This window comes from Streptomyces sp. NPDC046900, from assembly GCF_040644975.1.
Classification (GTDB): domain Bacteria; phylum Actinomycetota; class Actinomycetes; order Streptomycetales; family Streptomycetaceae; genus Streptomyces.
The window spans coordinates 62,027-87,892 of the sequence record NZ_JBEYXD010000006.1; the positions used below are offsets into that span (position 1 = coordinate 62,027).

The window sequence follows — 25,866 nt, forward strand, 5'->3', positions numbered from 1 at the left end:
GCGGGTCTCACGTCAGCACGATCGAGTGCGACCCGCGCGGGACCAGTTCCCCGACCACCGGCGCCCCGGGCACCTCCCCGGCCACCAGCAACCCGCCGGAGGTCTGCGCGTCGGCAAGGAGGAGCCGGGTGTCGGCGTCCGTACCCCCGAAGTCCGTGAACGGGGTCACCCATTCGAGGTTCCGCTTGGTGCCGCCGCTCACGTACCCGTCCCGTACCGCCTCCCGTGCGCCGTCCAGATACGGAACGGCGGCCGTGTCCACCACTGCGGTCACCCCCGATGCCCGCGCCAGCTTGTGCAGATGGCCGAGGAGCCCGAATCCCGTGACATCGGTGGCGCACACCGCCCCGGCCGCCAGAGCCGCGGCCGCGGCATCGCGGTTGAGGGACACCATGGTGGCGATCGCCTGCTCGAACCGCTCCCCCGTGGCCTTGTGCCGGTTGTTGAGCACGCCCAGGCCCAAGGGTTTGGTGAGCGACAGCGGGGTTCCGGGCCGGCCCGCGTCGTTGCGCAACAGCCGCGCGGGGTCGGCCAGTCCCGTCACGGCCATGCCGTACTTGGGCTCCGGGTCGTCGACGCTGTGCCCGCCGCCCACATGGCAGCCCGCCTCGGTTGCCACGTCCAGACCGCCGCGCAGCACCTCGCGGGCCAGGTCGAAGGAGAGCACGTCGCGGGGCCAGGCAAGAAGATTGACGGCGAGCACCGGGCGGCCGCCCATCGCGTACACGTCGGAGAGGGCGTTGGCCGCGGCGATGCGGCCCCAGTCGTACGGGTCGTCCACGACGGGGGTGAAGAAGTCCGCCGTGGACACCACCGCTTGGGTGGGGGCACCTTTCTGGGCGGGCAGGGCGACAACGGCCGCGTCGTCGCCGGTGGCCAGACCGACGAGAAGCGGCGTGTCACCCGAGGCGGGCGAGAGAGTCAGTCCGCCGAGCACGTCCTCCAGCTCACCGGGCGGGATCTTGCAGGCGCAGCCGCCGCCGTGGGCGAACTGCGTGAGCCGTACGGGTGTTTCGCGCGTGGTGGTCATTGCGGGGTCTCCAGGAGGGGGTGTCGGGTGCGGCCGCACGGCGGTGCGCCGTGCGCGGAGGGGGATCGCCGTACGGCCTCGTCGAAGCTGTCGCGATCCGGTCCCGTCCGGGATCGCGTCCGGTCCTTTCCGGGATCGCGGCCCGGCCGTGTCCGGGATCGCACGGCCGTGCCGACTCGGCGGTGTGGCCGACGAGTGCTGCGGAGCCTTTCGGGTACCCTCACCAGCGGTGGAGGCGTGTGGGTGCCTGGTGGCCCTCCCGGTCTTCAAAACCGAGGTGCCCGAGGATCTCGGGCAGGCGGGTTCGATTCCCGTCCGCCTCCGCTCTCTAGCTGCAACAATGCAAAGCCCGGCCAAACATGGGCCTAACGCGACTGCCTCCACTCCCCTACCCTCCCCCTCATGGCGAGCATCAGACGGCGCGAACGCAAGGACGGAACCGCGATCTACCAAGTCCGCTGGCTCCAAGGCGGCCGAGGCGGCGACTGGGAGGGCGAGAAGTTCGGCGACGAGGAGTCGGCCGAGCAGTTCAAGAGACTCGTCGACGCACACGGCCAGCAGTGGCCGCCGGGATGGGTCAAGGGCAAGGGCTTCGTCGAGGACCCGGTCCCGCCGGGCGATATGCCTCTCGTCGACTGGGCGCACCGCTGCATCGATCGCCTTACCGGCATCGACGAGCGGACCCGCGGTGACTACCACCGCGACGTGGACAACCATTTCTCGATCATCCGCCACACCGAGCCCTCCGGCCGCGTTGTCGACGCCACCATCTGCAATCTGACTGCGGATGACGTACAGGACTGGGTACGCGCGGAAGAGGCCGGCGAGCGCGATGCGGACGACCCGCAGAAGTGGAAGCGGCGCAAGTCGCACCCTAAGAGCATCGCGAACCGTCATGGGCTGCTGTCGAGCATCGTGCAGGTGGCCGTCGAGGCTGAACCGCCGCTGCGGTCCAAGAACTGCTGCCGAGGGACGCGGCTGCCCCGGGTCGACGATGGCATCGATGAGGAGATGTGCTTCCTCGAGCACGACGAGTACGCGCGTATCGCAGCGGAGATCGCGGATCCGCACGCCCGGGACCTCGCGGACTGGCTCGTCGGCACCGGAATGCGGTGGGGCGAGGCAACGGCGCTTCAGGTCAGGGACGTCAATCTGCACCGGAACACCGTGAGCGTGCAGCGCGCTTGGAAGCGGGCCGCACCCGGCGAGGGAGGACCGTCGTATTTCCTCGGCCCACCGAAGACGAAGCGCGCCCGTCGTGTGATCGCCCTGACGGGCGCACAGATGGACATGCTCCGCCGACGCATGACGGGTAGGAAGCCCGAGGATCTGATCTTCCACACGCCGCTCGGTAAGAGCTGGCGGCATGACAACTTCTGGCGGCGGCGGTGGGTGCCGGCGGTGGATGCGGCGATCGCGAAGGGGTTGCCGAAGCGTCCGAGGATTCACGACCTGCGGCATACGCATGTGTCATGGCTGATTGCGGAGCGGATCCCGCTGCCTGCCATCCAGGCCCGGCTGGGGCATGAGTCGATCACGACGACGGTGGACCGGTACGGGCACCTGGTGCAGGCCCTCGACGGCGAGATCCGCGCCGCCGTCGAGGCTGCGATGGCTGCCCCCGCTCCAACGCCGGGGTTGACGCGAGTCGTGTAGTGCTAGCTGGCCTGTGGGGGCTGCCAGTTCTGTTCCCACAGGCGATTACCCACGATGCTTTGGAGGGCGCTGACCATGTCCTCGCGGGCCTGGGGGCTCATGTGGCCGTGGACGACGAGCCACACGAAGCGATTTTCCTGCTCGACAGGCATGACGACGCGCCCGCCGGGAAGTCGGTCAACGAATTCGATGTCGACCTCGGGCCTTAAGAGTTCAGCTGATGCTCCCCCCGTGGTGCGCTGCTGCGGGGCTGTCGTCCCGCTGTCGTCTTGCATCGATAACCTCCGCGCTCGTCGGTTCCCCCGACGTATTCGTACACCAGTTCGAACACGCGGGCGAAGTGGCCGCTTAGACGCCCCCAGGCAGATCATCGACGATGCCACATTGGGCACTCTGTGACCACAGCAGACCGCTGCGTTACTGAAAGTCGTACTAATCTTCCGACTTGTCGCCCGCTTTACCGCTACTGTGCGTCCTCTTTGCCCGTTCCGTGTGACCGCCTACGCGCAAAGGTCTCAACGATCTCAGTCAGCTGTTCGACCGCTTCGGCATCCAGTTCGCTCACGCGGTGCAGAAGGATGCGCGTCGACTGGTCGCCACTCCACACCGCATCGAAGTCGAGGAACTGAGCCGCCGCGGCCTCTTGGAGGGTCCGCAGCGGGATGCCGAGCCCGACAGAGAGGGCGCGGAGCGTGGCCGGCCGGGGCGCATCGACTGATCCCGCCTTCTCCGCCTTGTTGATCCACGCGTGTTTGACGTCCTCGCCCGTGTCGGGGTCGATGGCGCGCGCGGCAAGGTCACGCAGGCTGATGCCCAGCTCGGCGCGGCGACGCCTGATCAGGTCGCTGAAGTCTGTCCGCGACTCTGCCATGGTGGCTTTCCCGCCCTCTCGCCTCGCGGCGTCATATGACACGTGACTGTCTACGTTACTGGTGTGACTCGGTATCACTTCTAGCAGGCCAGTAGGCAGGCGCGCACCCGCTCGCCGGACGAGTGTCTACGGAAGCGAACAAACTCTCCAGCTTTTCAAGGGAGTTGGCATAATCCATCTTCCGTGTCTTTTTCCGTAGACATCCCGTCTACCTCCGTGTACAGTCGCAGCTGTCCACGCAAACAGACAGTTTGTCTACGGAGGTGACACAAGTGCGTCCGCAGCAGAACCCCATGAAGCTGGTCAGCGCCGAGCTGCTGTGCCTGCTCATGCAGCGGACGGGCGACGGCCGAGAGATCAGCGTCCGCGACCTCGCCGACGCGGCAGGAGTCCACCCCAGCAAGGTGGGGCACCTGCGCACCGGCGCCCGGCAGACCGCCACCGAGGCCGAGGCCAAGGCGATTGCCGGACGGCTCGGCGTCGATCTCTTCGTCCTGTGGGAGCCGACCGGCAGAGCCAACCCGGCACCCATCGAGCCCGAGCACCTCGCGGCGGTGCCGGCATGAGCCGACGCCACACGTACCCCGAGGCCGCGGAGATCCTCCGCGTCGAGGAGACGTGGCTGCGACGGCACATCAAGCAACTGCCGCACAGCAAGAAGGGCCGCGTCGTCACGTTCTCGGACGCCGACCTCGAGCGCATCGACGCCCAGTTCCACCACGAGCCGAGCACGGGCCCGCTGGCGATGGTGCCGGCGCCTGCCCCTGCTGCTGCGGCTCATCCGCTGGCGCACCTGACGCCGTTGCCCTCGCGCGGTACGTCCGTCCGTTCCGGCTGATCCCTGCGCCGAGTGGGCCGCTCCGACTTCCCGGCCCGAGCGACCCCCCGACCGGCGCCCCAACCAAACACAAGAAAGAGGGCCACCGATGGCCACAGAGATTACCTCCCGCACGCCGGACGTCGGACAGATGCGCATCGCGCTCGACGTCATCCGCTGGTACTCGATCCACTTCCCCGAGCTGCCCGCCCCGTACGTGACGCTCAACGCGCACCCGACCCGCACCGTGCTGGGCATCCAGCTGCACGACCAGGCCGCTTTTGAGATGTGGCGTGAAGCGCTGGAGTTCGACGCCGAGCGCGTCGAGCTGGTCAGCGGCAAGGCCTCGTCGTGGCTGCGGCTGGAGCAGGAGACCCGCAAGTTTCAGGTGCCTGTGGAGCTGACGTGCCACGGGATTGAGCACGTGGCCGCGCGCCCGGCCGAGGCATCGGCGGTGGCGGCATGACGCTCTCACCTGTCGCCCGTACCGCGTCGGGCGTGATCCGCGCGGCATGGTCGCAGGGCCGGATCGCCGCCCTGTCGGATCAGGCCGCGGAAGCGCTCGAGTCGGCGCAGCTGCTCCAGTCGCCCGAGACCGCCGACGAGTTGGACCAGCTGCGGACCCGGGTCGCCGAGCTCGAGCAGCTGCTCGACGGCAAGGACAGGACCGTCGACGAGGACCCGATCCGGTACGCGCTGACCGACAAGGCCGAGGCCGTGGCCGGTACGTGCGGGCGGGCACTGTCGACGGGCGAGCCGTGCCCGGATCAGCCGAGGCCGCACCCCGACGTGGACGACGTGACGCCGCGCGTGCGAAAGCTGCGGTGGCTCCTCGCCGGGCAGCGCGCGCAGACGGGCGGTGCCAAGTGACCGTCCTCGAGTGGCTCCTGTGGGCCTCGGTCGTGTGGGCCGTGTTCTTCGCGTACTGCGCGGCCGATGTGCCGACGCTGGTGCAGCGGTGGAAGGCGGGCCACCGATGAGCCCCTTCACCACCGCCGAGAACTACCCCGGCGAACTGGCCATGCTGCGCGGACTCGTCAACGTGCTCCGGGTGGTCGCGCCGTTCCGCGACATGGCCGAGGTGCAGCGGCTCCTCGACGAGCACGCCCGTGACGAGCAGGACGCGTACGCGCAGGTTGGGGAGAAGTGCAGCCGCCCGGCGGCCGATGCCACTCCCGGACCGACGGGCCGCGTCGCGCAGCTCCTCGACGCCATCCGCACCGCACGCGGCAGGTGGACCACCACCCGCGCCCGCCGCTTCTACCGCGACAACGTGCGCGCCCTCGACCACATGCACGACGGGCAGCTCCGCACTATCGCCCGCGGTGACCTCCGCGACCTCGCCGCATGGGGCCATCTCGTACGGCACGAGGAGCCCGGCCGGCAGTTCTACGTCCTCAAGACCCGCAAGGACGGCGCCTGATGCCCGAGATCATCACCCGCCGCGGCTACCTCCTCGCCGCCATAACGGCCCACGGCCGGCCCGTCACCACCCAGTCCGCCGAGCAGCTACTCGTGGGGTCCCCGTGGCCGACGTACGGCCGCCGGACGGCGTGGAAGGACCTGCGGGCGCTGGCCCGGCGCGGCCACCTCTCCGCGGTCGACGTCGCCGGCCGCCGCATCTACCACCTGACCACCAGCACGAAGGACGCCGCCTGATGACGACCGCAGCCCCGGCCGGGCCCACCAGCCCGGCCGCCGGCCGCCCGGTCACACCGACCGGGCGCCTGATCCTTCCGCACACCACACCGCGCGAGGAGTGGCTCGACGCCCGCCGCGCCGGCATCGGCTCGAGCGACCTGCCTGCGGTGATGAACCTGTCCGGGTTCAAAACGCCGTTGCACGTCTACCACGACAAGCGCGGCGCCCTGCCTCACGACGACGAGTTCAGCGAGGCAGCGCACTTCGGCGTCATCTTCGAGGAGCCCCTCGCCCGCGACTGGGCACGCCGCAACCGGACCGTCGTCGAGTCGATCGGTCTCATCGCCAACGAAGCCGAGCCGTGGCAGCTGTGCACCCTCGACCGGCTGTGCACCGAGTGCCCCCTCGACCGGTCCGTACGCTCGCTGTGCGCCCTCGAGGTGAAGACCCGCAATGCGTTCGTCGCGAACCTGTGGCGGCAGGGCCCGCCGGACGACGTCCTCGCGCAGGTGCTGTGGCAGATCCTCGTTACCGGGCTCGACCACATCCACGTCGTGTGCCTGATCGGTGGCCAGGACTACCGGCAGTACACCGTCCGCCGTGACGAGCACGTGAAGTTGGTTGCCTACCTGCACGCCAAGGCCTCTCGCCTCTGGCACGAGCACATCGTCCCCCGGCGTCCGCCGGCCACCACGGGCGAGGAACCCCCGGACGCGCTGCTCGACCTGTACGACCGGCTGCACCCGGACCGTAAGGGCGTCGTCGTCCTCGACCGCGACGGCGACGCACGCGACGCGATGACCGAGTACCTCGAGGCCGTGGCCGAGAAGTCGGCGGCCGAGCGAAAGCGGAAAGCGAAGTACGCGCGGCTCCTCGAGGCCCTCGGCGGGGCGCAGGCCGCGATGGTGCAGGACCGGCCGTTCTTCTCGATCGAGCAGTCCTACCGCAAGACGCCGGATCTCGAGCGGCTCCTCGAGGAGTTCCCCGAGGCCTACCGGGCGTGCGTCGAGGACAAGCCGTTCGACCGCCTTTCCATCCCCAAGTTCGTGCGTGAGGAGTACGCCGCATGACGTCCCTGACCGAGCGCGCCCACATGGCCGCGGACGGCGAGCAGGCAGCGGCCCCGGCCCTGCCGACGTACACCGCGCCGCCTGCCGGCGAGCCCCTGCCGTACCTCGATTTCGAGGACAACGAGGCCTATCCCACGCCCGAGATGGTGCCCGTCCACATCGCGTGGCTGCGGGTGCGGCACGACGTGCGGTCGGTGGCCAAGTCGGACCAGCACAAGGAGAAGGACCGCAACACCGGCCGCGAGTTCGTGAAGTACAACTTCCGCGGCATCGAGGCCGCGCTCAACGCCTTCGGCCCGGCCACGCTGCGGCACGGCGTCAACGTCCTCGCCGTCGACATGTCGACGCAGTACCGCGACACCACGTCGTCGAGGAACAACAAGATGCGCGAGGCCACGATCACCACGACGTGGCAGATCATCGGCCCGATGGGCGACAGCCTGCCCCTACTGAAGTCGGCAGGCGAGTCCCTCGACTCGGGCGACAAGGGCACCGCCAAGGCGCAGTCCCTCGCCCTGCGGGCGCTCCTGTTCAACACCGGCATGATCCCGACCGGCGACCCCGAGCCCGAGGCCGTGCACGTCGAGCGGGGCGAAGCCCCCGTCCGGTCGGCGAACGACTACCGCGACGAGATCGTGAACCCGCAGACGACGCCCGGACGGCTCGAGCAGATCAGCTACGAGCTGCGGCAGGCGAATATGCTGCACGTCGTCGTCCAGAACGAGAGCGGCGACGAGGAGACCCTCGACGCCCTCGGCCGCCGGATCTACACCGAGCGCACCGCCCCCGCCGGGGGTGCCTCATGACCCGCTGGCCCGCCTCCGCCCTGTGCGGATTCGACCTCGAAACCACCGGCCCGAACCCGCAGACCGACCGCATCGTGTCCGCCTGCGTCGTCCACTCCGGACCGATCCGCACCGACCTACAGGTCACCACGTGGCTCGCCGACCCCGGCATCGCGATCCCCGACGCGGCGACCGCCGTGCACGGAATCAGCACCCGCCGGGCCCGCGCCGAAGGCCGCCCCGCTGCCGACGTCGTGGCCGAGCTGGTGGCCGCGCTCGCCGGGGCCGCCAACATCGGCACGCCGATCGTCATCATGAACGCCCCGTTTGACCTGACCATCCTCGAGCGCGAGGCCGACCGGTACGGCATCAAGTCGCTGTTCTCCCGCTCGGTGCCGTACGTCATCGACCCGCGCGTCCTCGACAAGCAGGTCGACCGCTACCGCCGCGGCAGGCGCCGCCTCGAGGACCTGTGCCGCGTCTACGGCGTCAACCTCAAGGGAGCGCACACCGCGAACGGCGACGCCCTCGCCGCGGTCCGTGTCGCCCGGCGTATCGGCCTCTTTCACCCCAAGATCGGCGACACCGACCCGGCCGAGCTGCACAAGCAACAAGCGGCATGGGCGCGCGAGCAAAACGAGTCGTTCGCCCGCTACCTGCGCAACACGCCAGGACGCGAGCACGAGGCCGACGCGGTCAGTACCGAGTGGCCGCTCATCCCCGCGCAGCGCGAGGGCGGTGACGCCTCGTGAACGTCCGCCGCTGCCTGCGTCAGATCGTCGCGCCGACCGGCCGCCGCCGCGCCCCGCGCCGCGTCGAGGAGACCGTCCCGCTCCGCGTCCTCATGCGCCCGCAAGACGCAATGGTCAACGACCTCGCATGGTGCCCGGCCGAGGAACGGAACACGCTGCACGCGTTCTTCCGCCTCGGCGGCCGGCAGTGCTGGACCTGCCGCACCGTCACCGCGCACGACCCGCTCACCAGCACCCCGCCCGCGGGCGGTGCCGAGTGATGGCCGAGACCCTGTTCGACCCGGAGCGTCCGGCCGCCACCGTGGCGGCCGGGCCCCGGCCCACCGTCATCGGCCTCGACATCGCCCTCGTGCTCTCGGGCGTGGCCGGCACCGGATGGACAGACCTCATCCGGACCGGGGACCTGCGCGCCGAGGAGCGGCTCGTCTACCTCGTCGAGCAAGCCGCCTCGTTCTACCGCCGCGCCGACTTCGTAGCCATCGAGGGCCCGTCGTACGGCAGCGCACTCCAGAACGGGCACGACGAGATGGCCGCCGCTCGGTGGGCAATCCGCTGCGACCTATGGCGGCGCGGCATCCCGTTCGCGATCGTGCCGCCCGACTCCCGCACCATCTACGCCACCGGAAAGGCCCGGCATAAGGACCCGGACACCGGACGGAAGCTGACCGCAACGCAGGTCAAGGCCCTCGTTCGCGACGCCGTTCGTGACCGGTACAAGGTGGCGTGCGAGGGCCGCGGCCGATACGACCAGGCCGACGCCTACGTACTGCGCGCGATGGGCCTGCACTGGCTCGGCTACCCGCTCGCCGAGGTGCCGCCGTCGCACGCTCGGGCGCTCGAGGGCGTGCAGTGGCCAACTGAGCCCGTGGCGGTCGCCCGATGACCACCCGCCGACCCGACTACGTGCCCGGGACGCTACTCGACTGGACGAACGGGTCCGTGCACTGGGACTACGACGGGCCCCGCCCTTGCCGCTACTGCGGCGTACCGACCCAACTCCGCGACTCCCAACGGAAACACGCCCACAAGACGTGCGCCGAGGACGCCCTCACCCAACAGGCCGCGGAAGCAGCTGCCGCCTACCGACTGAACGGAACCCGCTGATGGCACTCCACCTCACCGGACTCGGCATCGAAGACGTCGCCGAAGTCGTCGAGTGCCTCCTCCTCGGCGCCGAGCACAGCGCCAGCCACGCCCCCGGACTCGCCGACCGGCGCCGGGCCCTGGCCAACCGCATCGGCGACGCCCTCGACCTCCTGCCCGCCCCAACCACCCGAGAGGAACACCCGTAATGCCCAAGCTCGGACCCGCCGACGTCCCCGAGGTCAAGCTCGACTCGGCCGCCGCGTTCATCGAGAACAGCCTCTCCCGCGAGCAGCGCCGCGGGCTGTTCGAAAAGCCCGGTACCACCTTGTACGCCATCGTCGCCTTCACTTCCAAGAGCTACACGGGGCACGCCGAGGGCGAAGACAAGGACCCGCAGGTCAAGGTCCGCGTGACCGAATGCGAGGTCGCCCGCTCCGACGAGGACGCCGCCGCCCTGGCCGCCGCCAAGCGCGCCATGTGGAGGGGCCGGCAGATCGACGGAACGCTCGACGAGGTTGGCGAGGGCCCACAGCGCCCGGACGACGCCCTCCTCGACGTCACGGCCAGCAAGCCGACCGAGGGCGAGCTGAAGGAGCACAAGCGGCGCGTCGAGGAGCGCCGCCGCGCCGAGTACGTCCGCTAGCCGCCCCGCCGTCCGGGGCGGTCGCCCGCCGGCCGCCCCGGGCCTTGCCGGATCGGTTCCGCAACATCACGAGAGAAGCCTCGAGTTGACCACTGACGACCGCGTGCAGTCCGTCCGCAACGCGTGGACCAACGCCCTACGGGCCGAGGTGCTGCGCGTCGGTCGGACCATCCCCGAAGTGGCGCGCGTCGCCGCGGTCGGCATGTGGATCGCGACGTACACCGACGCCGACGGCTCCAACGCCTTCCCGGCCCGCGACACCCTCGCCACCCTGTCCGGCTGCTCACAGGAGACCGTCACGCGGGCCGTCAAGGTGCTCATGGGCGTTGGGCTGCTCACCCGGAAGCGCCGGCCGAACGCGTCCACGGTCTACCAGCTGCTCATCCCCACCGGCCGCCCGGACTGGGCCGCGCACATCCACCACATGACCGACACCCGGCAGCGTCGCGCCCGCCAGTTGGAGAAGGAACGACTCGTTGCCGAACTCACCCGGACAGCGTCCGCGGACGCCATCCGGACAGCGTCCGCGGTTGGTGTTCCGGACAGCGTCCGCGGCGGGGGTTCCGAACCCTCGGAGGAGGCCCCGGACAGCGTCCGCGGACGCCCCCGGAAAGCGTCCCCGGACGCGGTCCGGACAGCGTCCGCGGCGGGGGTCTACCAGTACCCCCCTACCTCCGGTAGGGACCCACTCCCTGACCACGACTCGGCTGATCACTCACCCAAGCCACAGACGCGCGCGGGCGAGGCCGCCGAGCGAGATCAATCCGAGGCGAGGCAGTTGCCCCGCTGCCCCGAGTGCGCGCAGCCGATCGTCCCCGACCCCCGACGACCGGACCGCACCATCCACGCCGCATGTCAACGCCGGCTCGAGAGGCACAGCGCATGACCGCATACGACCGCCTCATGGCCGAGCAGTGGCCCACCGGCACATTCGGCGACGCTCTGCCACCCGAACCGCCACCACCACCCGAACCGCTGCACTACGTCCCCAGATGGACACCCGACGAGCAAGCCCAACACCGCGCCGACCTCGAACACGCCCTCGACGGGTGGCACTGGGACGACGACCCCCGACACCTCCGCCTCATGACCGACCATCCAGACCAGACAGCCGCATGACCGCCCCCGCACCCGGTTCCGCCGCCCCACGCGCGCAGAGAGGACCAACCCGTGCTCGCCGTCGTCGCGTTCGTCGCCCTCGTCATCCTCACGGCCGGCATGCCCCTCGCCGCGCCCACCGCACGCGCCCGCACGCGCCCCTCGTGGGCCCGCGGACCCATCCGCGCCCACATCCACGCCCGCCGCACCCGGAGACGCTAATGCGCCGCCTCACCCACGCCCTCGCCTGCCTGTACGCCCTCGCCGCCGTAGGCCTGATCCGCTGCGCCATGGACAGCGCCGACAACGGCGCCACGCTGTGGGCCGCGTTCTACGCCGCCGCCGCCGTGGTGGTCAGCGCGGCGATCGTCGAGCACGCCTACCACCGCGACGAGCTGCACACCGCCCGGGTCGCCCTCGAGCGCGCAGCACGGCCGCCCGGACTCAGACCCATCACCCACGAGGTGATCGACGCCGCCCTCACCGCCGCGTGCTGCGAACGCTGGTGGACATCCGCCGGCACCGAACACGACACCGACCACTGCGCACGGAAGGACACCAGCGCATGAGCGACCGCCACACCGTCGACACTATCGACAGCGACGCCCTCGACGCCCTGTACGACCGGCTGGAGCGTGCTGGTCACGCCGTCCGCGAGAACTACCGAGCCTGCGAATCCCTGCTCGAGCAGCTCGAAACGGAAACCAGGGCCAAGCATCGGGCCGTTGCCGCCCGCGACATGGCCAATGAGGGCATGGAAGCAGCCCGGAACCGCGCCGAGCAGGCCGAGGCCGAGCTCGAGCGCATGCGGGACCTGCTCCGCTCGGAGAACGACCGCGCCAACAAGGCCATCGAGCGGGAGACCGTCCTCGAGGGGGAGATCGAGGCGCAGCGGGCCGTCATCGTCCGCGTGCGGCGCTTCGCCTTGCGGTGGGCCACCCTCCGCACCCACGACAGCGCCGAACTCAACGGCACCGAGCAGCCCACCACCTGAGCACGACGAAGGGGCGCGCGCCGCTCGTCAGCCCGGACTCCAGCGCACGCCCCCAAGCGGAGATCACCGTACCGCCCCACGCACACCAGGAGCCACGACGATGACCACCGCCGCCCACCTGACCACCGTCATCCGCCACTGGCCCGACCTCACCGAAGCCCTCGGCGCCGGCAGCGCACCCACCTGGCCCCCCGCCGGCCGCATGAGCGACTACCTGCGCGCCCTCGAGCAGTACGACGACGAGCTGCTCGAGGCCGAACGGCACCGCGCCCTCGCCCTGCGCACCCTCGAGCGCGACCCGTCCCAGATCGGCGAGCGGCCCATCCCCATCCGGCTCACCATCCACGAGACGCTGCGCGTCGTTCGGGCCGCCCTCATCGTCTGCGCCGACCAGATCGCCGGAAGCGTGCAGCGCCCCGTCATGGGCCAACTGCCCGACGGCTACCCCGCAACGGACCGGCGCCGGCGCGAGCTGCTCGTCATGCAGGACCGCCGCGACCCGCGCCGCTGGTCATGGACCGGAGCCCGCCCGGACGCCCCGTACGCCGCGCTGTGGCTCCTCGGCCGCGTCCAGGGCGCGCCCGGACCGTTCCGGCCCCTCACCGGCCCACAGCACGACCACATCGCCGCCGTCGCCCGCGGATGCGCCGAGCGCGTCGAGCACGCCCTCGACGTCGGCGAGCGCACCGCACCACTCGCCCGCCCCTGCCCCGACTGCGGCGGACGCCTCAACCTCCACGGAGGCGCCGGCGCCTCACCCGTCGCCCGCTGCACCCAGTGCGGGCACGTGTGGACCGGGCAGGACACCGCGGCCGTAGCCTGACCGTGGGACCGCTGGCTGAGCCCCGCGCACGCGACCGCAGCCGCCGCCGTCGCCATCGGCCACCACACCTACCTGAGCGACGAACTGCGCGACACCCAATGCACCCTCGAGCGCGCCCTCCGATCTGGCCGGCCAGCATGCGCCCCGACCTCCGGGCTGTCGGCTAGCGACGCTCACAGCCCCCACCCCGTCAGCCTGATGAGTCACCCCCTTCGCAGCCTTCTGCGGCTTTGACGAATGGCTCCGAAGCAACGCGTCCCTGATAGTCGGATGGGAACGTGCCCTCGACCACAGAAAGGGAACGGTTCTCCAATTTCCCTTCGCTCCTGACCCAGGACTCACCGTTTCGGTCAACGAATTTAAACAAGCTGACGACGAGGTCTCCCTGGTAGGGCACTTTCCAGCCCTTGACTTCGCCCTTTTCCGCGATTCCCATCCAAGGAGGGACACCCGAATCCGACTCCTCGCCCCGGACCTCGGGGCTGTACATCAGCGACGCAGCCTCGATCACCGAATCGGTGCAAGGCGGCAGGCTCGGCAACTCCAACCAGAAGAGCACAGGGTCGGGGAAGAGAGGCCAACCGGCGAAATTGACGGGAGGATGCACCCCGCCATTGAAAAGCACGCGTATGTCTGCCACAGGGTCGGCGGACCGATTCATCAGGTGCAGCCGGGCGTCACCGTTCGGTGCGTGGTCTACCCAGTACGAAACAGTCGCTGCCTGCTGACGCTGTTTGTCTGCATCCTGCTCTCGTGAATGGGCCAGTTGATCCGCTGACACTAGGGCACTCCAGATCGTGCCGATGCCCGTGGTCACCAGGCCACCCAGGCTGGCCACGATGGTGACGGCCGCGCCGAGGGTGAGGAGGTTCAGCCCACCCAGTCGACTGCCGGCCTCGGGCTCGTCGGCTCGTTGCCTGGCCCGGACCCGACTGGGGCCGGGGCGGTGCCTGGTCAGGCGCAGTCTGGCTCGTCTCGGTGTTCCGCTGTCTGGCACGCGTGCCCTCCCCCTTGTAGATCCCCGCCCAGAATGACGCAGGGCGGGCGTGGATGGCTCCCGGGAAGGGAGGGAAGTGAGACTTCCGGGCCGTGTACGCGACGAGTCGCGTGCGCGAGCAGGTGGTCTCGCTGTCGCTGCGGGTCACCGGCGACGCAGGTCCAGAGTCAGAAAGTCGCGTCGGTGGGCCCTGAGCCCGTACGAGTTGGCCAAGTTGGAGATGTACATCGAGAACATGGCGACGGCCCCGTCCTCTCCATGGCAGGCGAGACCGTCATCACGCTCGTCGGGAATCTTGTCGCCGACGCCAAGATGCGCTTCACCCCGGGCGGCGTTCGCGACGTTCCGCGTCGCGTCCACTCCCCGCACCTTCGACCGCCAGACAACGAGGGGAACAAGTACGAGACGGTGTTCCTGACCCGCTCATCCGAGGCCTGCGTCCGCTGCGCTTCACCGACGACGGAGGTCCAGGACGGCGGGAAGATCCCCTCATTTCGGCACGCCCTCCCACGAGGAGTTCATCGTCGAGTTCATCAGGTGGGCCCGCGTGGTGTGGGCCGTCGCCGTGCCGACCGGGCAGCACAAGCAATCAGGCTTCTTCTACAAGGACGTGCTGCTCGAGGACGACGAGTCGCAACCCGGTGGGCATGTACGTCGAGAACATCCCGGAGGCCGACTACAAGGGCACCGACATCTTGCGGAAGTTCACGCCTACGCCGTCTCAGCAGAACGGCTACGGCAAGACTGTCGGTGAAGTTCGACGACCCGCCCTTCGGCGAGGTCCACTGCTCACGTGAAACCCGCAGGCCAACAGGCCGGACGTGCCGGGATCTCGCGTCGCGTACGCCAAGGGCTACACCCCAAACCATGTGCCAAGGGCCGATCTCGGTGGCCAACTCCACCCGAAGCTGACCAGGACGTCTGCGTGACGAGCCGTCATTGGTGCGAGCGCCAAGCGCCGTTGGGCTTGACCCCGACCGGCACCTGTTGTCAGTGCAGTGCGTCAGAATGTTCTGCGCGGCCACGCCGCCTCCGGAAACGGTGGCGGCTCCTGGTCCTAACGCAGGGCCACGGCCTCCTCCGGAAACGGTGGCGGCCCCCTGGTCCTACGCAGGAGGCCGCCGACACCGTCAGAAACGTCAACCGAAGGAGGTCAACATCTCCAGCACCAAAAAGTGTAGGCGCTGCCACTGTCAGCGGCCTACACCGAAGACCGCCCGCACCGCCCGCACACACGGCCGGATACGCACCCACCTCGCGGAACGCGGGGCGCGGCGCCACTTCCGGCGACTTCTGAGCACTGCCGGCGACGAGCTCGTGCGTACCGGCGTTAACTTGAGTCTCACCGGGCTGATACCGCTCGTGATTTTCTGGTGGCACCACCACCACTAGACAGCCCTTCCCCCGCTGCCGCGCTCCTACTCACGGCACCGGGCACCCCCGAGGCCCCGTCGTCCCACGCGGACGGCGGGGCGTCGTCACGTCCCATGACGAAAATCCGGAGCCTGCTTTGATCGAACCTGGGACTATCTCGGCATGAGCGACATACCAGCGACTGCGCAGGAGACGGAACTCCTCCTCCACTTGGGGACGATGGTCAGGGACGCCGCAGGCTTGGAGGTCACGATCGAGGCCCTCACCGGCCACGTCATCGCGAGCCACAACCCGCAGTCGGCTGGCGTAAACGGGGAACCCCTCTCCGCCATGCTGCGCAAGTGCCGAGAGGCCGCGCGCCAGGTACCCCGCATCGATGCCGTTCAACTCGAAGACCTCGACAAGCTACTGAACCGCGTGGCAAAGGCCGCCGAGATCCGCAACGCGTACGTGCATGGCGCGTGGGCGCGTGACGCTGACGGTTCGTATCTGGCCGTGCGAGGTAGGCGCGGCCAGACGGAGCTGGTTACCCATGCCGTCTCTCTTGATCAACTAGTTGAGTTGATCAGAGAGATCGGCTGGATCACCGACGGGTTGCTCGAGTGGCTGATCCATGATCTGGACGTCGCCTATGGCACGCCAGCAGACCCGTCGCGCACCTCGGCCCCCCACTGACTTGACCCTCTGAGCCCCACACGAGCGTGCGGGGCTCAGTCGGTCTCGATCCCCAGCTCACCATCTGGCCGGCAGAACGGGCACGCCTCCATGCCCTCGAGCAGCGAGGCCCGCGCACCGTGCGGATCGATCGGCTGCGCCTCGCCCGCGTGCGGGCAGTCGTCCACGTGGATCAGGACGCGCTCCGCGCCCATCGCCTGTGCCCGCTGCTCCACCGTGAACCCCGTCGACCCGCGTCCGCCGCTCGCCGGCGCGGTGAAGGTGGGGAGCGGCCTAGGCTGGCCGCCGCCGCTACTGCGGGTGTTCTTTCGGCCGCGGGGCCGCTCGGGCTCGGCGGGCGGCGACTTCGGATCGGCAGGCGACCCGCCCTCGGCTCGGGCCAGCGCCTCCCGCACGGCATCCCGCTGCATCCGCAGGTAGATGCCCACCGTCTCGTTCTCCACGTGCCGCTCGTCCAGCCACGCCAAGATCGCGCGCAGGCGGTCCGGATCAGGTGGCAGCTCGGGCATGCGCCGAGTGTAGGCACGGGCGGGGCGTCTGCGATGCTGGGGACGTGGACGAGCCCGGCCGCTACCGCGTCACCCTCACCGTGGAAGACCAGCGCGTCATGGACGGCTGGTGGGACAGCGAGGCCATCGCACGTAAGAAGTGGGCGACAACGGTCGGCCAGTACGGCCGCGACGGATCGCACGTCATCCTCGTCGACACCGAGACGGATCAGGAGCTGGCCACCTGGCCGAAGCCTGCGGCCAGCCCCGAGCCGTAGCCCCAGGTCAGGCCGACGCCAGCTCCGGATGCCGGGCCTGCTTCTTCACATCTGCCTCGACGTCGTACCGCGCCTTCTCCTCGACCTTCGCGTACTCGGTGATCGCCGCTTGGACGTCCCGCGCGAGGTCACGCCAGGCGCGCCACGCGGTCTCGTACGTCTCGGTCTGCTGCTCGCTCCACGTCTCCGCAGCCGGGGGCCCGTACTCGTCTCGGAGCTGTTCGATCTGTGCCTGCGCCTGGTCGGCGGTGCACTGTTTCTCCACGAGTTCGTCAAGGGTGTGTTCCACGTGGCTGGACCTTACGCCCGGGGTATGACACCGCCCCCGTCTCCGTCGAGGCGGGGCATGGCTCCTGGCGGCTACTCCTCGGCCTGCGCCGCCCGCGGCCGATCCTTCCCTGACCCGGTGTAGCCCCGCTCGATGTCCTGCACCGTGGCCAGACCCACACCCAGCGCGGCAGCGATCTTCCGGTATGAGACGGGCGGATTCTGCGCGCGCATCTCGAGCACCACCCCGCGGCGCATCTCCCGCCACCGCTTTCCGCGCTCCGCCTGATCGGCCATCACCTCGCCGATCGCCTTGGCGCGCTCCAGCGGATCAGGCATCGCCTCCACGGCGTCCATGGCGTCGATCACGCGCTGAGCCTCCTCGGTCACACCCGGCCTCTTCTCCTCGGGCGGGCCGCTTGCCGCGAGTGTACGGGGCCCCGTACAGTCTCAGGAAGTAGCCCGCGCTACTACGCACAACGGCCCCGTCCCGCTGAGTTGGCGCTCCGGGACGGGGCCAGGTGCCCACCTCAACCACGACGAAAAGGCAGGCCCCGATGGGCAACCGTACCGACAGGCCGCCCGAGCAGCCCACCCCCGTCGCCGACGACGCGCACGCGACCGCGCCCGAACTCCTCGGCCGCGCCGCAGTCGACTACGCCGACGCGCAGCACCGCCGCGAGCAGCTCTCCGGCGAGGACCGCGTCCACGGCAACGAGTCGGGGAGCGCAGCCTGATGCCGGACACCTTCGGCGGCGAGTGGCACCGCCCCACGAGCCCGCAGCGCGGCCACTCCCGCCGCCAGCTGCAAGACCGCGCCTCGTACGACAACCAGCCCGCGAACGACTGCCTGTCGTCGCTGTTCTTCCTCTCCATCCTCGCTACCGCCGCAGTGGCCAGCATCCGACGGCGCAATTAGCCCCACCGACCGGCCGGGCCCCGCGAAAACTCCCCCGCGGGGTCCGGCCATCTCTTTGGAGCAGCCATGAGCACCCCGACAGACGACGCCACGCGCGCCACCGTGCGCCAGCTCGCCGCCGAGGACATGAGCCACCGCGCCATCGCGCGCGAGGTCGGCATCCACCACAGCACCGTGGCGCGCATCCTCCGCGCCACCGACGAGCCGGACGCGCCAGCCACCGCGCCACAGGACGCGCCACCCACCGCGCCACCCTCGCCGACCAGCGGCGCACCCCGCGCGCCACGGCTCATCCACGAACTTCCGCCGTGGCTCATCCAGGACCTCAACGTCCTCATCGACGCGCGCACCGGCCGGCTGCCCGCACCGGTGGCGCGCGCCATCCACACCGCCGCCGAGGCACGCCGCGCCACCATGCGCGCCAACCTCGAGCGCCAGGACCGCCACGACCCCACCGCGGCGCAGTAGGCGGCGCGCCATGCTCCTCGCCGCCGCGTTCGCCCTCCTCGCCGGGCTCGCCCTCCTCGGCCTCTGGCTGCTCGACCCCCGCACCGTGCCGCCCATCTCCGGCACGTGCGCCCTGATCCTCACCGTCGCCGCGCTCGCCGTGGCCATCGTCCGATAGGACCCCAACCGTGCCGTACATGGCCGTCAACCTCGGCGGCGTCGCCCTCGGCGTCGCGATCGTCCTCGTCTACCTGCTGCGCTGGGTCCTGAAGGAGAAGCGCCAGCCCGCCGCCCTCATCCCGTTCGTGTTGGCGCACCTCTACGGCATGCTCGCCGCGCTCGCCGCGCTCGGCACGTGGTCAGCGCTCGGCGCCGGCACCTGGGTTGCCCTGTGGGCCGCGAACGTGGCCGGGTACACCGCGCTCGTGTGGGGTGTTGGCGGCAGCGCCCCGGACGTGACCCGCGCGCACCAGCTCGCCCTCACTCCCGGCGGGTACGTGATCGTGTTCCTGCTGACCGCGGTACTCCTCGCCCTGTGGAAGTGGGCGCCGAGGGTGCCGAACGCGAAGCTGTTCGCTGGCGTTTTCAGCGGGATCGCGGTCGCCCTGTCCGGGAACGTGGCCGGCGTCGCCGCGGTGCCGCTCGGCTCCTCGGCGAACATGCTCGGCGCCCTGTTCACGCAGGCTTTCGCATGAGCGACACCGAGACCGAGCCGACCGCCGAGCCGGGGGAGCCGGGCCCCGGGGCGCAGCGCGCCGCCCGCATCACCCTGTACGCGGTCGGCGCGCTCGCCATGTGGGGGATCGTCGCCGCCCTGCCCGAGGTCGCCTATGTGGTCGTCGGGGTACTCGGCTGCCTCGCCTGGCAGCGCACCCGAGCATGGTGGGCACACCGCCGCGCCGCCGCCGACGAGGCGGAGGCCGCGCCGGACGTCGTGGCCGCACTGTGGGCAGTCGCCGGCACCGGGCGGAACGTGCTCCTGACCGAGCTACGAAACGAGCTCGGCGTAGGCGATACGAAGGTTGTACGCGCGCTCCTCGGCGAGGCGGGCGTCCCGGTCAGGTCGGGCGTGCGTACTGTCGCAGGGAACGGACCGGGCGTACACAGAGACGATCTGCCAGCCCTTCCCCTACCCCGTTCAGCTCCTCCTGAGAGCGGTGTTGGCGCAGTTCAGGAGCCAACGCCAACACCAACAACAGAGCCCCTCGGCCTCGCCGGGGTAGTGGTCAAGGACGGCAGCGAGACCTCCCGTCGCTACCGCGTCCGATGACCGGGTCCCGCCGCGTCACTCATCCCCCCTGTCGCGCGGCGGGGCCCTCCTGCGTCATCCTCAGCTCATGCCTGCCGCGCTGCGCTTCACCGGGGACGACAAGGACATGACGCTCGAGGAGCTCGCCGACTTCCTCGAGGCCGCTCGCCGCGCGGGCGTACCGAAGACCAACCCGGTACGCGCCGAGCTGTCGACGAGCGGCAAGATCAAGCAAGTTGAGGTAGCGCTCGCCGAGGACGACGACTGACGCCGCCGTTTGACATCGCCTGGAAGATAAGCCCATGAGCGAACGCTTCAGCTATAGCGGTTCGGCCACCATCGCAGGCGTGCCGGTCCCGAATGTCGTGCTCCAGGAGGACGCCCCGGATGGTGGGCTGCGGTCATGGCGGGGCTTGGCGTCCTTCAACGTGGCCGAGGCACCCGAGGGTTTCCCGGGGGAACTTGACACCGGTGGCCCTGTGCCCGTTGAACTGCACGACGGGCGCACGGGCGAGGTCCTCGTGAGGGGTATCGGCTTCAATGGGGGCCGGTGGACCGTTGATCTCCTCGGTACCGGCCCCGCTCCGCAGTGACCGTCTCCCTACGCACGTAGTTGCATTCCGTGTGATCTTGTCGCATCCTGGCCCCACGTCCGGCGTGCCTGGACGCGGTCGCATCACCGCGCGGCCCCCGCCTCCACCCGGGGGCCGTTCGCATTCCCCGAGACTCCGCGCAGGGCACATCCCGATCGCTCACACCGTGCGGGTTGCTGCTGGCCGCTCGCCCTGCGCGGACCCAACGTCACAACACGGCCACAGCGCCCATATACGCCCTCCGCGCGGCGCATGATGCCCAGCAACGCCAGCAGACCATGGGGGGACCATGCGCACCCGCGCCACCATCACACTCGCCGCCGCCGTCCTGCTCCTAGCCGTCACCGGCTGCTCGTCCAACGACAGCAGCGACGACGCCGCGCCCGCGTCGAGCAGCACAGCGAGCAGCACAGCGAGCAGCCCGGCCGCCGAGGAGCCGACGACGGACGACACCGCCAGCCTTGTGCAGGCCGTGAAGGACTACACCGCCGCCCTCTTCAGCAGCAGCAAGAGCGGATACGACGCCCTGTCGGCCCGCTGCAAGAAGCAGATGACCAAGACCGAATGGATCGCGACGGCCGAGCAGGCGCACCAGCAATACGGCAGCCAGAAGGCGACCGGCGTGAAGGTCGATCAGCTTTCCGGTGACCTCGCGCGCGTCAGCTACGGCGCCGGGAACATCCCGCAGTTCGAGCGTGAGGCGCAGTCGTGGACGCGCGAGGGCGGCACGTGGCGCTGGGACGCGTGCCCGTCGACGAACTGACGGCGACCCGCAGCAGTAGCCACACCCTGACCGAGGCCCGACCGCACCGTCCCGCGGCCGGGCCTCTCGCATGCCCGGAGGTGACCCGTGACGCAGCCCAACCAGTACCGCGCCCCGGTCACCGAAGCCGACTACGCGCGCGTACGCGAGCTGCACGCCCAAGGCTTGGGCCGCAACGCCATCGCCCGCGAGATCGGCCGCGCCCAGCGCACCGTGAGCGTCATCGCCGCCGAGCTCAACCTCAGCTTTGACACCGCCCTGACCGAGGACGCCACCCGCGCCCGCGTCGCCCAACTCGCCGCGCTCCGCGCAGACACCGCCCTCGACCTCCACCTCGACGCGCTCAAGCTCACGCAAGCGATGTGGGAACCCGCGAAGGTCTTCAACATCGGCGGCAAGGACAACACGTACACCGAGCACGACGTCGACGAGCCGCCCGCCCTCGACAAAAAGGCGCTGATGACCGCGGCCGGCATCGCCCTGGAGAAGTCCCTCAAGCTCGTGCCGCCCGCGGACGACGCCGGCGCCGACGATGCCCGCTCGATGCTCGGCCAGCTGATGCGCGGCCTCAAGGCGGCGTACGACGGGGCCGCCGACGAGGAGGCGGAAGGTGAGTCTCCTTGACGCGCTGCCGCTGTCCCGGAAGCAGATCGTGTCCGTCGTCGAGGCCGAGGCGCGCATCAACGCGTGGGAGGGCTCGGTTCGGTCCGGGAAGACGATCGCCTCACTGCTCCGCTGGCTGATCTTCGTGGCGACCGCGCCGACCGGCGGAGAGCTGGTCATGGTCGGCCGCACCCGCGACTCCCTGTACCGCAACGTGATCGGCCCGCTGATGAACCCGGAGCTGTTCGGGCCCCTGGCCAAGCTGATCAAGTACAACAACGGCGCGCCGATCGCGTACATCATGGGCCGCGCCGTCCACGTGATGGGCGCCAACGACGCCAAGGCCGAGCCGAAGGTGCGCGGCATGACCTGTGCCGGGGCGTACGTCGACGAGGCAACGACCCTGCCCCGCACGTTCTTTGATCAGCTGGTGGCGCGCTGCTCCGTCAAGGGCGCGAAGATCTTCACGACGACCAACCCGGACAACCCCGGGCACTGGTTCCGTAAGGAGTACCTCAAGCGGCCGGCCGAGACCCGGCTCCGCTCGTGGCACTTCACCCTCGACGACAACCCGTTTCTTGACCCCGAGTACGTCGCGTCGCTCAAGTCGACGTACACGGGGCTGTTCTACCGGCGGAACATCCTCGGGCACTGGGTGCAGGCCGAGGGCGCCATTTACGACGCGTTCGACGAGCAGCGGCACGTGGTCGCCGACCTGCCGCACATCGTGCGCTGGCTGTGCGACGCGATCGACTACGGCACCACCAACCCGTACGCGGACTTGCTGATCGGCCTCGGCGTCGACCAGCGCCTGTACGTGGTCAGTGAGTACCGGTGGGACTCGCGGGCGCAGCGCCGCAAGATGACCGACGCCGAATACTCCGCGGCGCGCCGCCGCTGGCTCGCCGGAGTCGTCCAGCCGCAGTCCAACGTCCTCGGCGTCCAGCCGGAGTGGACCGTCGTCGACCCCTCGGCAGCGTCGTACATCGAGCAGCTGCACCGCGACGGCGTGGCCGGCGTGACCGCCGCGGACAACACCGTCTTGGACGGGATCCGCACAGTGAGCTCCCTGTTCGCGGGCGACCGGCTGCGCATCCACCCGTCCGCGGCCGGGCTGATCGAGGAAATCCCGGGTTACTCCTGGGACAACGAGAAAGCGGAGAAGGGCGAGGACGCCCCGATCAAGTTGGACGACCACTCCTGTGACGCGCTCCGGTACGGCGTCCGCACGACCGAGGCCCTGTGGCGGCCACACATCCCGATGCTGCTGGAGGTGGCCGCGTAATGCCTCTGCCCACTGCTGAGACCCCGTGGCCGCCCGTAGACCCGCAGGTGCAGACGTGCCTCGCGGACTGGGATGCCTGGTACTCCGCCGACCCCGACCGGCTCGAATTCCGCTACCAAAACCGCGGATACCGCGAGCCCGTCGACCGGCCCTCGCAGTTCCGCGGCGGCATCGTCGGCCGCATCGCCCGCTGGTTCTGGGGTAACCCCACCACCCCGGGCGAGAAGCGCACCAAGCTGCACGTGCCGCTCGCCGGGGACATCGCGCGCACGTCCTCCGAGCTGCTGTTCTCCGAGCCGCCCAAGCTGCTCTCCGGCCGCACCGGCACTCAGGACCGGCTCGACGAGCTGATGAACGGCGGGCTACAGCCGGCCCTGTTGGAGGCGGGCGAGGTGGGCGCCGCCCTCGGGGGCGCGTACATGCGCGTCGTGTGGGACGAGAGCGTGTCGGACCGGCCGTGGATCGACTCCGTGGCGGCAGACCGCGCCATCCCCGAATTCCGGTACGGCCGGCTGTCCGCGGTGACAATCTGGACCGTCGTCGAGCAGGAGGACACCCGCCGTGTCCTGCGGCACCTCGAGCGCCACGAGCGCGGCGTCATCTTCCACGGCCTGTACGACGGTTCGCTGACGTCCCTCGGCCGCCTGGTGCCGCTCACCGAGCACCCTTCCACCGCGCCGCTCGCCAAGATGGTTGACCGTGAGGGCGCCATTCAGACGGGCGCGCCGAAGCATCTGACCGCGTCGTTTGCTCCCAACGTGCGCCCCGCGCGGGCGTGGCGGCACATCCCCACCGCCGCGTACTGGGGACAGTCCGACTATCAGGGCATCGAAGGCCTCATGGACGCCCTCGACGAGACGTACTCCAGCTGGATGCGGGACGTGCAGAACGGCAAAGGCCGCGTGGTCGTCCCGAACTCGATGCTCGAGTCCCAAGGACCGGGCCAGGGCGCCACCTGGAACGAAGAACGCCGGATCTTCTCCGGGCTGAACATGCTGCCGCGGCCGGGCGACCCGAACCCGCTGACGGTCGTGCAGTTCGCGATCCGCGTCCAAGAACACCGCGACACCTGCGCCGAGCTCATCGAGCAAGCCGTCCGGCAGGCCGGCTACTCCGCGTCGACGTTCGGAGTGACCGGCGACGGATCAGCGGTCACCGCAACGGAGATCCGCGCCCGTGAGCGGCGCAGCATGTCCACCCGCGGCCGTAAGGCCTTGTACTGGGGGCCTGCGCTGTCGGACATCACCGCGGCGCTCCTGGCCGTTGAGGCGGGCGACCGGTTCCGTGTGAAGGGGCTCGACCTGAACGAGGCGCCGGACGTCGAGTTTCAGGACAGCATCAGCGAGAGCCCGAGCGAGCTGGCCACCACCGCGCAGGCGCTGCGCACTGCGGAGGCCGCATCCACGGAGACCCTCGTGCGCATGATCCATCCGGACTGGGACGACGCCCGCGTGCAGAAGGAAGTCGACGGGATCAACTCCGAGAGTGGCCGCGCGGTCTCCGATCCGACGCAGACCGGAGTCGAAGGGGGGCCGCCCGATGCCGGTATCCCCAGCGATGGCGGAGGATCTAGCGGCTGAAGTCGCCAAGCTGTACGAGGACGCGGAGGCGGCGCTCCTCGAGCGGCTCGCCGCGGCGCTCGAGGCGGACATCGAGTCACCGCAGTGGGCCCGGCTCAAGCTCGCCTCGATCGGCAACCTGCGGACCGCTGTCGAGACCGTCGCCGAGGCGCTGCAACAGGACACCGACGGCGCCGTACGGCAGGCCCTCGTCGAGGCGTACAACCGCGGCAGGCAAGCCGCCGTCGCCGAGCTCGGCGCGCTCGACATCGGCCGCGAGCTGGTGGCCCGCCGCACCCTGCCGAACGCGCCCGCAGTCGACCGGCTCGCCGCATCGATGGCAGACGACACCCGCCCCGTGTACCAGCGGATCACGCGGGCCGTCGTCGACGCGTACCGGCGCGTGGTGGCGCGCGTCTCGGGCGCGGTGCTCCTCGGCACGATGACCCGGCGACAGGCAGCACAGCGGGCCCTCGATCAGTTCGCGAACAGAGGGATCACAGGGTTCGTCGACAAGTCCGGCCGCTCGTGGGACATGGCCGCGTATGCGGAGATGGCCGTTCGCTCGGTCACCGCGCGGGCAGCTGTCGAGGGCCACATCGACGCCCTCGCCGAGATCGGCGTGGGCCTGGTCATCGTCTCCGATGCGCCGCTGGAATGCCCGCTGTGCCGCCCGTGGGAGGGCGAGGTGGTCACCCTCGCCGACCAGCACGGGCCGCACACCGTGCGCGCCGAGCACGCCACCGAGGACGGCCGCACCCTCGCCGTGCACGTCGCCGGATCGCTCCTCGAGGCGCGCGCGGCCGGGCTGTTCCACCCCAACTGCCGCCACTCCCTGTCCGCGTACCTGCCGGGCGTGACCACCCGCCCGCAGGCGCCTCCGCACCCGCACAGGGCCACGTACGAGGACACCCAGCAACAGCGCTACCTCGAGCGGCAGGTGCGGACGTGGAAGCGGCGCGCCGCCGCGGCGATGGACGACACGGCCCGCCGCAAGGCCAACGCGCGCGTACGTGACTACCAAGCCCGCATCCGCGAGCTGACCGACCGCAAGGGACTGAAGCGGAAACCGGCCCGCGAGCAGATCGGCGCCGCCCGCTGAT

General features: G+C 70.2%; 44 protein-coding genes and 1 tRNA gene. 37 read left to right on the forward strand and 8 right to left on the reverse strand.

Annotated elements, in window-relative coordinates; all coding sequences use genetic code 11:
* Positions 1-7: 7 nt before the first annotated feature.
* On the reverse strand, positions 8-1,030 hold the full coding sequence (gene selD / locus ABZ904_RS08425; protein ID WP_359392717.1) for a selenide, water dikinase SelD: 1,023 nt from the start codon (positions 1,028-1,030) through the stop codon (positions 8-10).
* 231 nt (positions 1,031-1,261) lie between these two features.
* Here selD and ABZ904_RS08430 point away from each other — a divergent pair.
* Both ABZ904_RS08430 and ABZ904_RS08435 read left to right on the forward strand, forming a co-directional pair.
* Positions 1,262-1,354 (forward strand) — tRNA-Sec (locus ABZ904_RS08430).
* 78 nt (positions 1,355-1,432) lie between these two features.
* A complete protein-coding gene (locus tag ABZ904_RS08435; RefSeq protein WP_361821947.1) occupies positions 1,433-2,686 on the forward strand; it encodes a site-specific integrase in 1,254 nt (417 codons plus the stop codon).
* Between the two features lie 2 nt (positions 2,687-2,688).
* On the opposite strand, the gene ABZ904_RS08440 is transcribed toward ABZ904_RS08435, so the two are convergent.
* Together ABZ904_RS08440 and ABZ904_RS08445 are read right to left on the reverse strand one after the other, a co-directional pair.
* Positions 2,689-2,961, reverse strand: coding sequence for a hypothetical protein (locus ABZ904_RS08440; RefSeq protein ID WP_361821949.1), 273 nt, complete (start codon positions 2,959-2,961; stop codon positions 2,689-2,691).
* Positions 2,962-3,149: 188 nt separating this feature from the next.
* Positions 3,150-3,557 carry an XRE family transcriptional regulator gene (locus tag ABZ904_RS08445; protein ID WP_361821952.1) on the reverse strand — a complete coding sequence of 136 codons (408 nt, stop codon included), beginning with the start codon at positions 3,555-3,557 and terminating at the stop codon, positions 3,150-3,152.
* A 272-nt stretch (positions 3,558-3,829) separates the two neighbouring features.
* Here ABZ904_RS08445 and ABZ904_RS08450 point away from each other — a divergent pair, with 272 nt between their 5' ends.
* From ABZ904_RS08450 to ABZ904_RS08545, 20 genes are all read left to right on the forward strand, one after another.
* Positions 3,830-4,123 (forward strand): helix-turn-helix transcriptional regulator, encoded by a 294-nt coding sequence (locus ABZ904_RS08450; RefSeq protein WP_361821955.1) that lies wholly within the window; start codon positions 3,830-3,832, stop codon positions 4,121-4,123.
* Entirely contained in the window at positions 4,120-4,395 is a 276-nt protein-coding gene (locus tag ABZ904_RS08455; RefSeq protein ID WP_361821958.1) for a helix-turn-helix domain-containing protein, read from the forward strand. The genes ABZ904_RS08450 and ABZ904_RS08455 overlap by 4 nt, the downstream gene beginning before the upstream one ends.
* 88 nt (positions 4,396-4,483) lie before the next feature.
* Positions 4,484-4,840, forward strand: a complete 357-nt coding sequence (locus ABZ904_RS08460; protein WP_361821961.1) for a hypothetical protein — start codon at positions 4,484-4,486, stop codon at positions 4,838-4,840.
* Positions 4,837-5,244: a hypothetical protein gene (locus tag ABZ904_RS08465; protein ID WP_361821964.1), complete on the forward strand. Its 408-nt coding sequence runs from the start codon at positions 4,837-4,839 to the stop codon at positions 5,242-5,244. The genes ABZ904_RS08460 and ABZ904_RS08465 overlap by 4 nt, the downstream gene beginning before the upstream one ends.
* A gap of 106 nt (positions 5,245-5,350) precedes the next feature.
* Positions 5,351-5,797: a hypothetical protein gene (locus tag ABZ904_RS08470; protein ID WP_361821967.1), complete on the forward strand. Its 447-nt coding sequence runs from the start codon at positions 5,351-5,353 to the stop codon at positions 5,795-5,797.
* Positions 5,797-6,033 carry a hypothetical protein gene (locus ABZ904_RS08475; protein ID WP_361821970.1) on the forward strand — a complete coding sequence of 79 codons (237 nt, stop codon included), beginning with the start codon at positions 5,797-5,799 and terminating at the stop codon, positions 6,031-6,033. The genes ABZ904_RS08470 and ABZ904_RS08475 overlap by 1 nt, the downstream gene beginning before the upstream one ends.
* The gene (locus ABZ904_RS08480) at positions 6,033-7,085 is read left to right on the forward strand and encodes a lambda-exonuclease family protein (protein WP_361821972.1); all 1,053 of its coding nucleotides are present in this window, start codon (positions 6,033-6,035) and stop codon (positions 7,083-7,085) included. Before ABZ904_RS08475 ends, ABZ904_RS08480 begins: the two co-directional genes overlap by 1 nt.
* Positions 7,082-7,891: an ERF family protein gene (locus ABZ904_RS08485; protein WP_361821975.1), complete on the forward strand. Its 810-nt coding sequence runs from the start codon at positions 7,082-7,084 to the stop codon at positions 7,889-7,891. The genes ABZ904_RS08480 and ABZ904_RS08485 overlap by 4 nt, the downstream gene beginning before the upstream one ends.
* Positions 7,888-8,622, forward strand: a complete 735-nt coding sequence (locus ABZ904_RS08490; RefSeq protein WP_361821978.1) for an exonuclease domain-containing protein — start codon at positions 7,888-7,890, stop codon at positions 8,620-8,622. The genes ABZ904_RS08485 and ABZ904_RS08490 overlap by 4 nt, the downstream gene beginning before the upstream one ends.
* Positions 8,619-8,882, forward strand: coding sequence for a hypothetical protein (locus ABZ904_RS08495; protein WP_361821981.1), 264 nt, complete (start codon positions 8,619-8,621; stop codon positions 8,880-8,882). Before ABZ904_RS08490 ends, ABZ904_RS08495 begins: the two co-directional genes overlap by 4 nt.
* The gene (locus ABZ904_RS08500) at positions 8,882-9,505 is read left to right on the forward strand and encodes a hypothetical protein (RefSeq protein ID WP_361821984.1); all 624 of its coding nucleotides are present in this window, start codon (positions 8,882-8,884) and stop codon (positions 9,503-9,505) included. The genes ABZ904_RS08495 and ABZ904_RS08500 overlap by 1 nt, the downstream gene beginning before the upstream one ends.
* Entirely contained in the window at positions 9,502-9,726 is a 225-nt protein-coding gene (locus ABZ904_RS08505; RefSeq protein ID WP_361821987.1) for a hypothetical protein, read from the forward strand. The genes ABZ904_RS08500 and ABZ904_RS08505 overlap by 4 nt, the downstream gene beginning before the upstream one ends.
* Positions 9,726-9,914 (forward strand): hypothetical protein, encoded by a 189-nt coding sequence (locus tag ABZ904_RS08510; RefSeq protein WP_361821990.1) that lies wholly within the window; start codon positions 9,726-9,728, stop codon positions 9,912-9,914. Before ABZ904_RS08505 ends, ABZ904_RS08510 begins: the two co-directional genes overlap by 1 nt.
* Positions 9,914-10,351: a hypothetical protein gene (locus tag ABZ904_RS08515; RefSeq protein ID WP_361821993.1), complete on the forward strand. Its 438-nt coding sequence runs from the start codon at positions 9,914-9,916 to the stop codon at positions 10,349-10,351. Before ABZ904_RS08510 ends, ABZ904_RS08515 begins: the two co-directional genes overlap by 1 nt.
* An 85-nt stretch (positions 10,352-10,436) precedes the next feature.
* Positions 10,437-11,237 carry a helix-turn-helix domain-containing protein gene (locus ABZ904_RS08520; RefSeq protein ID WP_361821996.1) on the forward strand — a complete coding sequence of 267 codons (801 nt, stop codon included), beginning with the start codon at positions 10,437-10,439 and terminating at the stop codon, positions 11,235-11,237.
* On the forward strand, positions 11,234-11,470 hold the full coding sequence (locus ABZ904_RS08525) for a hypothetical protein (protein WP_361821999.1): 237 nt from the start codon (positions 11,234-11,236) through the stop codon (positions 11,468-11,470). Before ABZ904_RS08520 ends, ABZ904_RS08525 begins: the two co-directional genes overlap by 4 nt.
* Positions 11,471-11,521: 51 nt before the next feature.
* Entirely contained in the window at positions 11,522-11,671 is a 150-nt protein-coding gene (locus ABZ904_RS08530; RefSeq protein WP_361822001.1) for a hypothetical protein, read from the forward strand.
* Entirely contained in the window at positions 11,671-12,018 is a 348-nt protein-coding gene (locus tag ABZ904_RS08535) for a hypothetical protein (RefSeq protein ID WP_361822003.1), read from the forward strand. Before ABZ904_RS08530 ends, ABZ904_RS08535 begins: the two co-directional genes overlap by 1 nt.
* Positions 12,015-12,443, forward strand: coding sequence for a hypothetical protein (locus ABZ904_RS08540; protein WP_361822006.1), 429 nt, complete (start codon positions 12,015-12,017; stop codon positions 12,441-12,443). Before ABZ904_RS08535 ends, ABZ904_RS08540 begins: the two co-directional genes overlap by 4 nt.
* Before the next feature lie 100 nt (positions 12,444-12,543).
* Entirely contained in the window at positions 12,544-13,266 is a 723-nt protein-coding gene (locus ABZ904_RS08545; RefSeq protein ID WP_361822009.1) for a hypothetical protein, read from the forward strand.
* A 190-nt stretch (positions 13,267-13,456) separates the two neighbouring features.
* Here the strand turns inward: ABZ904_RS08545 and ABZ904_RS08550 are convergent, their stop codons facing one another.
* Together ABZ904_RS08550 and ABZ904_RS08555 are read right to left on the reverse strand one after the other, a co-directional pair.
* A complete protein-coding gene (locus ABZ904_RS08550; RefSeq protein WP_361822011.1) occupies positions 13,457-14,083 on the reverse strand; it encodes a hypothetical protein in 627 nt (208 codons plus the stop codon).
* A gap of 324 nt (positions 14,084-14,407) precedes the next feature.
* Complete coding sequence (locus tag ABZ904_RS08555) at positions 14,408-14,623, reverse strand: hypothetical protein (RefSeq protein WP_361822014.1); 216 nt, start codon at positions 14,621-14,623, stop codon at positions 14,408-14,410.
* A 1,176-nt stretch (positions 14,624-15,799) separates the two neighbouring features.
* On the opposite strand from ABZ904_RS08555, the gene ABZ904_RS08560 reads away from it, so the two are divergent.
* The gene (locus ABZ904_RS08560) at positions 15,800-16,312 is read left to right on the forward strand and encodes a hypothetical protein (protein ID WP_361822017.1); all 513 of its coding nucleotides are present in this window, start codon (positions 15,800-15,802) and stop codon (positions 16,310-16,312) included.
* A gap of 35 nt (positions 16,313-16,347) precedes the next feature.
* On the opposite strand, the gene ABZ904_RS08565 is transcribed toward ABZ904_RS08560, so the two are convergent.
* The gene (locus ABZ904_RS08565) at positions 16,348-16,821 is read right to left on the reverse strand and encodes a DUF6233 domain-containing protein (RefSeq protein ID WP_361822019.1); all 474 of its coding nucleotides are present in this window, start codon (positions 16,819-16,821) and stop codon (positions 16,348-16,350) included.
* Positions 16,822-16,865: 44 nt separating this feature from the next.
* Between ABZ904_RS08565 and ABZ904_RS08570 the strand changes: the two genes are divergently transcribed.
* Positions 16,866-17,078: a hypothetical protein gene (locus ABZ904_RS08570; protein ID WP_361822022.1), complete on the forward strand. Its 213-nt coding sequence runs from the start codon at positions 16,866-16,868 to the stop codon at positions 17,076-17,078.
* Positions 17,079-17,085: 7 nt separating this feature from the next.
* On the opposite strand, the gene ABZ904_RS08575 is transcribed toward ABZ904_RS08570, so the two are convergent.
* Entirely contained in the window at positions 17,086-17,367 is a 282-nt protein-coding gene (locus ABZ904_RS08575) for a hypothetical protein (RefSeq protein ID WP_361822024.1), read from the reverse strand.
* A 71-nt stretch (positions 17,368-17,438) separates the two neighbouring features.
* Complete coding sequence (locus ABZ904_RS08580) at positions 17,439-17,735, reverse strand: helix-turn-helix domain-containing protein (RefSeq protein WP_361822026.1); 297 nt, start codon at positions 17,733-17,735, stop codon at positions 17,439-17,441.
* A gap of 167 nt (positions 17,736-17,902) precedes the next feature.
* Between ABZ904_RS08580 and ABZ904_RS08585 the strand changes: the two genes are divergently transcribed.
* The 13 genes from ABZ904_RS08585 to ABZ904_RS08645 all read left to right on the forward strand — a co-directional run bounded on the left by ABZ904_RS08585 (position 17,903) and on the right by ABZ904_RS08645 (position 25,865).
* Positions 17,903-18,082 (forward strand): hypothetical protein, encoded by a 180-nt coding sequence (locus ABZ904_RS08585; protein WP_361822029.1) that lies wholly within the window; start codon positions 17,903-17,905, stop codon positions 18,080-18,082.
* The gene (locus ABZ904_RS08590) at positions 18,082-18,264 is read left to right on the forward strand and encodes a hypothetical protein (RefSeq protein ID WP_361822032.1); all 183 of its coding nucleotides are present in this window, start codon (positions 18,082-18,084) and stop codon (positions 18,262-18,264) included. Before ABZ904_RS08585 ends, ABZ904_RS08590 begins: the two co-directional genes overlap by 1 nt.
* A 66-nt stretch (positions 18,265-18,330) precedes the next feature.
* Positions 18,331-18,732, forward strand: coding sequence for a helix-turn-helix domain-containing protein (locus ABZ904_RS08595; protein WP_361822035.1), 402 nt, complete (start codon positions 18,331-18,333; stop codon positions 18,730-18,732).
* A gap of 10 nt (positions 18,733-18,742) precedes the next feature.
* Positions 18,743-18,889, forward strand: a complete 147-nt coding sequence (locus ABZ904_RS08600; protein ID WP_361822038.1) for a hypothetical protein — start codon at positions 18,743-18,745, stop codon at positions 18,887-18,889.
* A 19-nt stretch (positions 18,890-18,908) separates the two neighbouring features.
* Positions 18,909-19,406: a hypothetical protein gene (locus ABZ904_RS08605; RefSeq protein WP_361822040.1), complete on the forward strand. Its 498-nt coding sequence runs from the start codon at positions 18,909-18,911 to the stop codon at positions 19,404-19,406.
* Positions 19,403-19,981, forward strand: coding sequence for a hypothetical protein (locus ABZ904_RS08610; RefSeq protein ID WP_361822043.1), 579 nt, complete (start codon positions 19,403-19,405; stop codon positions 19,979-19,981). The genes ABZ904_RS08605 and ABZ904_RS08610 overlap by 4 nt, the downstream gene beginning before the upstream one ends.
* 67 nt (positions 19,982-20,048) lie before the next feature.
* A complete protein-coding gene (locus ABZ904_RS08615; protein ID WP_361822046.1) occupies positions 20,049-20,228 on the forward strand; it encodes a hypothetical protein in 180 nt (59 codons plus the stop codon).
* Between the two features lie 34 nt (positions 20,229-20,262).
* The gene (locus ABZ904_RS08620; RefSeq protein ID WP_361822049.1) at positions 20,263-20,553 is read left to right on the forward strand and encodes a hypothetical protein; all 291 of its coding nucleotides are present in this window, start codon (positions 20,263-20,265) and stop codon (positions 20,551-20,553) included.
* 289 nt (positions 20,554-20,842) lie between these two features.
* Positions 20,843-21,316, forward strand: coding sequence for a hypothetical protein (locus ABZ904_RS08625; protein WP_361822052.1), 474 nt, complete (start codon positions 20,843-20,845; stop codon positions 21,314-21,316).
* An 87-nt stretch (positions 21,317-21,403) separates the two neighbouring features.
* On the forward strand, positions 21,404-21,940 hold the full coding sequence (locus ABZ904_RS08630) for a hypothetical protein (protein ID WP_361822055.1): 537 nt from the start codon (positions 21,404-21,406) through the stop codon (positions 21,938-21,940).
* Positions 21,927-23,204 (forward strand): PBSX family phage terminase large subunit, encoded by a 1,278-nt coding sequence (locus tag ABZ904_RS08635; protein WP_361822058.1) that lies wholly within the window; start codon positions 21,927-21,929, stop codon positions 23,202-23,204. Before ABZ904_RS08630 ends, ABZ904_RS08635 begins: the two co-directional genes overlap by 14 nt.
* Positions 23,204-24,784 carry a phage portal protein gene (locus tag ABZ904_RS08640; protein WP_361822060.1) on the forward strand — a complete coding sequence of 527 codons (1,581 nt, stop codon included), beginning with the start codon at positions 23,204-23,206 and terminating at the stop codon, positions 24,782-24,784. Before ABZ904_RS08635 ends, ABZ904_RS08640 begins: the two co-directional genes overlap by 1 nt.
* On the forward strand, positions 24,744-25,865 hold the full coding sequence (locus ABZ904_RS08645; RefSeq protein ID WP_361822063.1) for a phage minor capsid protein: 1,122 nt from the start codon (positions 24,744-24,746) through the stop codon (positions 25,863-25,865). Before ABZ904_RS08640 ends, ABZ904_RS08645 begins: the two co-directional genes overlap by 41 nt.
* Position 25,866: the final 1 nt, after the last annotated feature.